This is a genomic window from Xenorhabdus sp. SGI246 (assembly GCF_040838225.1).
Lineage (GTDB): Bacteria > Pseudomonadota > Gammaproteobacteria > Enterobacterales > Enterobacteriaceae > Xenorhabdus > Xenorhabdus indica.
In genome coordinates, this window is sequence record NZ_JBFPEZ010000078.1 from 1 (window position 1) to 5,831 (window position 5,831).

General features: G+C 44.4%; 5 protein-coding genes and 1 pseudogene. 5 read left to right on the forward strand and 1 reads right to left on the reverse strand.

The features are described from left to right. From traD to ABLA85_RS16270, 5 genes are all read left to right on the forward strand, one after another. Positions 1–1,230 (forward strand): conjugative transfer system coupling protein TraD (traD, locus tag ABLA85_RS16250; protein ID WP_367965413.1); only part of this gene is annotated, 1,230 nt, incomplete at its 5' end. A 9-nt stretch (positions 1,231–1,239) separates the two neighbouring features. Beyond that, positions 1,240–1,998: a TIGR03747 family integrating conjugative element membrane protein gene (locus tag ABLA85_RS16255; protein ID WP_367965414.1), complete on the forward strand. Its 759-nt coding sequence runs from the start codon at positions 1,240–1,242 to the stop codon at positions 1,996–1,998. A 190-nt stretch (positions 1,999–2,188) separates the two neighbouring features. Continuing rightward, positions 2,189–3,619 carry a DNA cytosine methyltransferase gene (locus ABLA85_RS16260; protein WP_367965415.1) on the forward strand — a complete coding sequence of 477 codons (1,431 nt, stop codon included), beginning with the start codon at positions 2,189–2,191 and terminating at the stop codon, positions 3,617–3,619. Positions 3,620–3,628: 9 nt separating this feature from the next. Further along, the gene (locus tag ABLA85_RS16265) at positions 3,629–4,102 is read left to right on the forward strand and encodes a very short patch repair endonuclease (RefSeq protein WP_367965416.1); all 474 of its coding nucleotides are present in this window, start codon (positions 3,629–3,631) and stop codon (positions 4,100–4,102) included. After that, positions 4,095–5,339, forward strand: coding sequence for a type II restriction endonuclease (locus tag ABLA85_RS16270; RefSeq protein WP_367965417.1), 1,245 nt, complete (start codon positions 4,095–4,097; stop codon positions 5,337–5,339). The genes ABLA85_RS16265 and ABLA85_RS16270 overlap by 8 nt, the downstream gene beginning before the upstream one ends. 138 nt (positions 5,340–5,477) lie before the next feature. On the opposite strand, the pseudogene ABLA85_RS16275 reads toward ABLA85_RS16270, so the two are convergent. Further along, a pseudogene (locus ABLA85_RS16275) lies at positions 5,478–5,831 on the reverse strand (hypothetical protein); the annotation flags it as partial.

The following is a 5,831-nucleotide window of genomic DNA, read 5'->3' on the forward strand; positions in this document are numbered from 1 at the left end:
GTCAGGGGTGAGGGCAACAGTGCCGCGTTCCGTGAATTTGCCTGGCGGTTTGTCAATATCGTTGCCCGTGCTTTAGTCGCCCTGGGACACCGGCCGGATTACACGCTTATCACACGTTACGTCAATAATATCAGTGAGCTGTATGAACTCTATGCGACTAAAATGATGACAGACAGGCAGCCTGCACTGCTGGAACAAATCAACCAGTCCCTCGGCAAGCTGAAAGAAAAAGATATCCCGCGCAATATGCAGGGACAACCGGATGCACTCAGACTCTGGGCGATGGAGGTCACGCTGAGTTCAAAAGCGGGTAAACAACTCTATGACCCGATTCTGGACGGATTACGCTCTGCTGTGCGTTATGACCGCACCTATTTTGATAAAATTGTTGCCTCTCTGCTGCCCCTGCTGGAAAAGCTGACCACCGGAAAAATTTCAGAACTGCTCTCGCCGGATTATCTCAATATGGCCGATTTGCGCCCTATCTTCGACTGGGAACAGGTGATCCGCAAAAACGGTATTGTTTATATCGGCCTGGATGCGCTGTCTGACAGCGATGTGGCTTCGGCAGTCGGTAACAGCATGTTTGCGGATTTGGTCAGTGTGGCCGGGCAAATTTATAAATACGGCATGAATGCGGGTTTACCGGTGCGCCATGACGGCAAGCTGGCGATTAACCTGCATTGTGATGAATTCAATGAGCTGATGGGGGATGAATTTATCCCGTTGATCAACAAAGGCGGCGGTGCGGGCATGCAGGTTACCGCCTATACCCAGACTTCATCGGATATTGAGGCCCGTATCGGCAGCCCGGCCAAAACGGCGCAGGTGATTGGTAACTTTAATACCCTGATTATGCTGCGGGTACGGGATAACCGGACGGCAGAACTGCTCACCAGCCAGTTGCCCGAAGTGGAAATCTACAACAAGACACTGGTCTCAGGGCATTCTGACATTGCGGATGTCGAACAGGGACAGGATTTTACCTCGTCCACGCAGGACAGGGTCGGCACAGTCAAAACACCATTAGTGACGCCGGCTGAGATGATTAACCTGCCGAAAGGGCAGGCATTCGCCTTACTGGAAGGCGGGCAGTTGTGGAAAATTCGCATGCCTCTGCCAACAGGTGATGACGATGATACCCTGATGCCGGCGAGTTTGCAGAACATCGCTGAGCATATGCGACGGCACTACCGCACCAGTGAAAACTGGTGGGAAGAGAAAGGGTAATTTCACGTCATGGCTCAGTCAGAAAATCAATCCCGCCCGGCTTCACAACCCCCACGCAAGCATGGTTTGCTGTATCGCCTGTTATGGGAATGGCCGTGGCAACTCATTGGATTTGTTGTCATGTCGTGGCTATTCAGTCTGTTACTGGAATATGTCGGGATGACTTTTTTCTGGCCGGAACAGGGTGCCGCTCACAGCCAGGCAATGATGAAAACAGAGCTGCAATTTTTATCCACGGAGTTTACCCGGAGTCTGTTGTTGTCAAATCCCGCACAAACGGTCTCTGACGGACTGGCACAGGCGTATCAATGGCTGTTTGTGGACAGTGGTTTTATGCACCGGATACAGGGGCAACACCAATATCAGCTCAATAGCCACAATGATTTTCTGCATGAATTCAATGCCGTATTACAGGGTGTATCGGGTTATTTACGGGAATATTGTCTGGCTGCGGTGTTTATCACGATGGTGACATTGATCCGGCTGGCGATCCTGCTGTTATCCGTTCCGCTGTTTGTGATGGTGGTTTTGGTCGCGCTGGTTGATGGACTGGGACGGCGGGATTTACGGCGTTACGGGGCAGGATATGAATCGAGTTTTGTTTATCATCATGCCAAACGGGGAATTAAACCGGCCTGTACCATTCCCTGTGTACTGTATTTATCCTGGCCGGATGTTGTGTATCCTACGATGATATTGTTGCCAGCGGCATTATTACTGGGTATGGCGGTGATAATCACGACAGCGATGTTTAAAAAATACATTTAAATGGCTGGACGATGGCATGCAAAACGGTTGTTGGTTTTGTGTGCCATCGTCAGCAGACAAGCCGCATCGCGGCACGTCAGTGATTATTATACGTCTCTGAGATTTCTTTTTTTGTCAGTTTAACTTTATCCTGTGTCATTTGGGTGATATTCTTACACTAAGATATCCCATTAAATAAATGGTTTTTAATATGAAAGAGTTAGAGTTAATCGCACAAAAACTGATTGCACAAAACGAAGAAGAACAATGCCGGAAAAAAGAAGAAGACAAAGCATTAATCAGTAAACTCGTTGAAATCTATGACCAAAAATATGTTGCTGAGGCGCTTCGGGCTGTCAGTCATAGCGACTGGACTCGTGAAACCCTTAATCGCTGGTTAAATGGTAAAATGGTGCAAAAGCAATTAACTGAACTGGAAGTACAGATGCTCAATAGTTTGTTGCCATCGCCGCCTGAACACCATCCGAATTACACTTTTCGTTTTATTGACCTGTTTGCTGGTATTGGTGGGATCAGAAAAGGATTTGAAGACATTGGCGGGCAGTGTGTGTTCACCAGCGAATGGAACAAGGATGCTGTTCGTACTTACAAAGCAAACTGGTATTGCGATCCTGAAGAGCATGTCTTTAATTCTGATATCAGGGATATAACTCTGAGTCATGATATTTCTGTCAGTGATCAAGAAGCATACCAAAATATAGATCGTGAAATCCCCAATCATGATGTATTACTGGCCGGTTTCCCTTGTCAGCCTTTTTCTCTTGCAGGAGTATCAAAGAAAAATTCATTAGGCCGTGCTCATGGTTTTGAATGTGAAACGCAGGGAACATTGTTTTTTGATGTAGCCCGGATCATTGCTGCTAAAAAACCGGCCATTTTCTTGCTGGAAAATGTGAAAAACCTGAAAAGCCATGATAAAGGGAAAACTTTTCGGGTTATTGTGCAGGCTTTGGATGAACTGGGATATTCAGTTGCAGATGTTGAACATAACGGGAAAGATGATCCAAAGATTATTGATGGTCAAAATTTCCTGCCACAACACCGTGAACGTATTGTTTTGGTTGGATTTCGGCGTGATCTTAATATCCACCAGGGATTTACCCTCAGAAACATGAATCAACTTTTTCCTGCACAAAGACCGATACTTAAAGAATTACTGGACAGTAATGTTGATAAAAAATATATCCTTACTCCTGCGTTATGGAAATATTTATACAACTACGCGAAAAAACATCAGGCAAAAGGAAATGGTTTTGGTTTTGGTCTGGTTTTCCCTGAAAACCCGAATAGCGTTGCCCGCACTTTGTCCGCCCGTTACCATAAAGATGGCTCTGAAATACTTATCGACCGGGGTTGGAACAGGGAGCTTGGAGAGAGGGATTTTGACAATGAAGAAAACCAGAAAAACAGACCAAGAAGGCTGACACCTCGCGAGTGTGCACGTTTGATGGGATTTGAATCACCGGGTGGCACAACTTTCCGCATTCCCGTATCGGATACTCAGGCCTATCGGCAATTTGGCAACTCTGTGATTGTTCCTGTTTTTGCTGCTGTAGCTCAGTTATTGGCACCTTATATTGCCAAAGCAATCGCGCTAAAAAACAGCAAAAAAGTGGCATAAGGTTTGATTATGGCTGATGTTCACCCTTCTGCAATTCGTAGCAAAAATATGAAAGCGATACGAAATTGTAACACAGCCATTGAAATAAAACTGGCAGCGATCCTTGAAGATGCTGGCTTTCAGTTTCGGACACAGGTAAAAGAATTACCGGGGAAGCCTGATTTTGTGATCGATGAGTATCGAAAAATTATTTTCACTCATGGGTGTTTCTGGCATCACCATGAGTGCTATCTGTTTAAAGTCCCGATGACCAGAACCGAATTTTGGATGAACAAACTTGGGAAGAATGTATTACGGGATAAAGCTATTAATGAGAAGCTCAGGAGTGATGGCTGGCACGTTATGGTTATCTGGGAATGTGCTGTAAAAGGCAGATTCAGATTACCCGTTCAGGAATTATCTGAAAGAATAGAAGAGTGGATTTGTGCAGGCAGTGATTCTGCAGAAATTGATACTAAAGGGATACATAATAAAAATGTTTGAGCCGTTATCTGATCATTTCGAAGTCGCAGTTGCAAAATATCTTTCGGCTGTTGATGTTGATCCTAAAAAATCAAATCAACATGAAATTGGTGGATTGGTCAAAGCAGGATTTTCAGGATATCTTCCCGTTCCCGAACGAGGGGAAAAAATATTTTTTAAGGCAACGCTGACTTATATTGCCGGAGAAGATAGCGAGCCGGTCATCTGTGAAGATCAATTAACGTGGTACGATGCTCGTTATAACCAGCCAAACAGATCGGCTGAATATCGTATGTATTATAAAACGAATCCTGTTTCATCTTTGATGAATGAAGGTGATTTTTTTCTGATTATTAAACGTAATAATGGCGATTTGCTGCTTATTATAACTCCCCCGGGATCTTCAGTTGAATTACAGCTGAATACTTTATTTGGTCTGGGTAATATTGGTCATCATTTTTCCCGATCTTCGATTGAGGAAAAATCACTTATCCTTCCGGTCAGGATGTTATTTGAAGACCTGGGAATAGAACTTGAAGAACCTGAAAGTAAAAATGAAAATTTACTGGAAACATTATTAAGGCATTTTCCGGCTGGTTTTCCTAAGTCAAAAGAATTTTCTTTACTGGCAAGGGAAATGGCCTCAGGTGAACCAATAAATGAACCCGATAATACACTGATGCTATGGATGGAACAGGAAGAAAAATTATTTAAAACGTATGAACGTTATGAGGTAGCGAAAAAATTATCGCAGGGATTTGGAGAAAACGGGAGTGATGTTGATGAATTTATTCATTTCTCATTGAGTGTTCAGAACAGGCGAAAATCCCGTGCTGGTTTTGCCTTTGAAAATCACCTGGATCATCTTTTTTCATTGCATAATCTGCGATTTCAACAGGGTTCTGCCAAAAATATAACAGAGAATAAGTCTAAACCCGATTTTCTTTTTCCATGTTTTTCTGCTTATCACGATAAATCTTTTCCTCAGGAAAAGTTGCGATTGCTTGGCGCAAAAACGACATGTAAAGATCGCTGGAGACAAGTATTGGCGGAAGGAGACCGGGTGGCACGTAAGCATCTGATAACGATGCAGCCAGGGATAAGTGAACAACAGCTGGCAGAAATGAAGAGTAAATCGCTACAGTTAGTGGTGCCTGAATCTGTTAAGTCATTCTATCCAGCATCCTATGCCAATGATTTACAGAATATTATGGAGTTCATTACTGAGATCAAGGGAATCCAAAGATTAACTCAATGACTTTGCAAACAGAAACTGTACTGCATTTATGTAAGCACCTTTTCTCTGAGGTGACCATTCAGGTGGTCACCATGCTCCGCACCTGTCATTCCACAAGGTGCTATAGTCATATTTTTCTTTTGCCACTCATTCTGCAGCTTATTGAAGATACTTTGACGGCACATTCACCACCTGTGTCATCCATTCAAACCAGTCACACGCTTTACAGATACGGTTATCCTGCTTCGGGTCGAAATGATAGTGATGATGTGAGATATCTTCACAATACCCCACAAAGGGCTGATCAATACGGTGCAGTTGAATAGCCGCCGCTTGCTCTTTAGAGGTTGGGAAAAATGCCCCACCGACTTCCGCAAACAGGTCGGTATCATCCTGCTGTGCGCCACAGTGTTCGCAATGGTTTATCCAGTGCTGTCTGCGCAGCCGTTGGCTGACCGCTTTGCGCAGCGTGTGATGAAAACCGGGCAACACGCTGCGCACAATAGTGGGAAT

Excerpts from the sequence above, each read along its gene's own strand:
- ABLA85_RS16255 (WP_367965414.1), top strand. The coding sequence starts at position 1,240 with ATGGCTCAGTCAGAAAATCAATCCCGCCCGGCTTCACAACCCCCACGC.
- ABLA85_RS16260 (WP_367965415.1), top strand. The coding sequence starts at position 2,189 with ATGAAAGAGTTAGAGTTAATCGCACAAAAACTGATTGCACAAAACGAA.
- ABLA85_RS16265 (WP_367965416.1), top strand. The coding sequence starts at position 3,629 with ATGGCTGATGTTCACCCTTCTGCAATTCGTAGCAAAAATATGAAAGCG.
- ABLA85_RS16270 (WP_367965417.1), top strand. The coding sequence starts at position 4,095 with ATGTTTGAGCCGTTATCTGATCATTTCGAAGTCGCAGTTGCAAAATAT.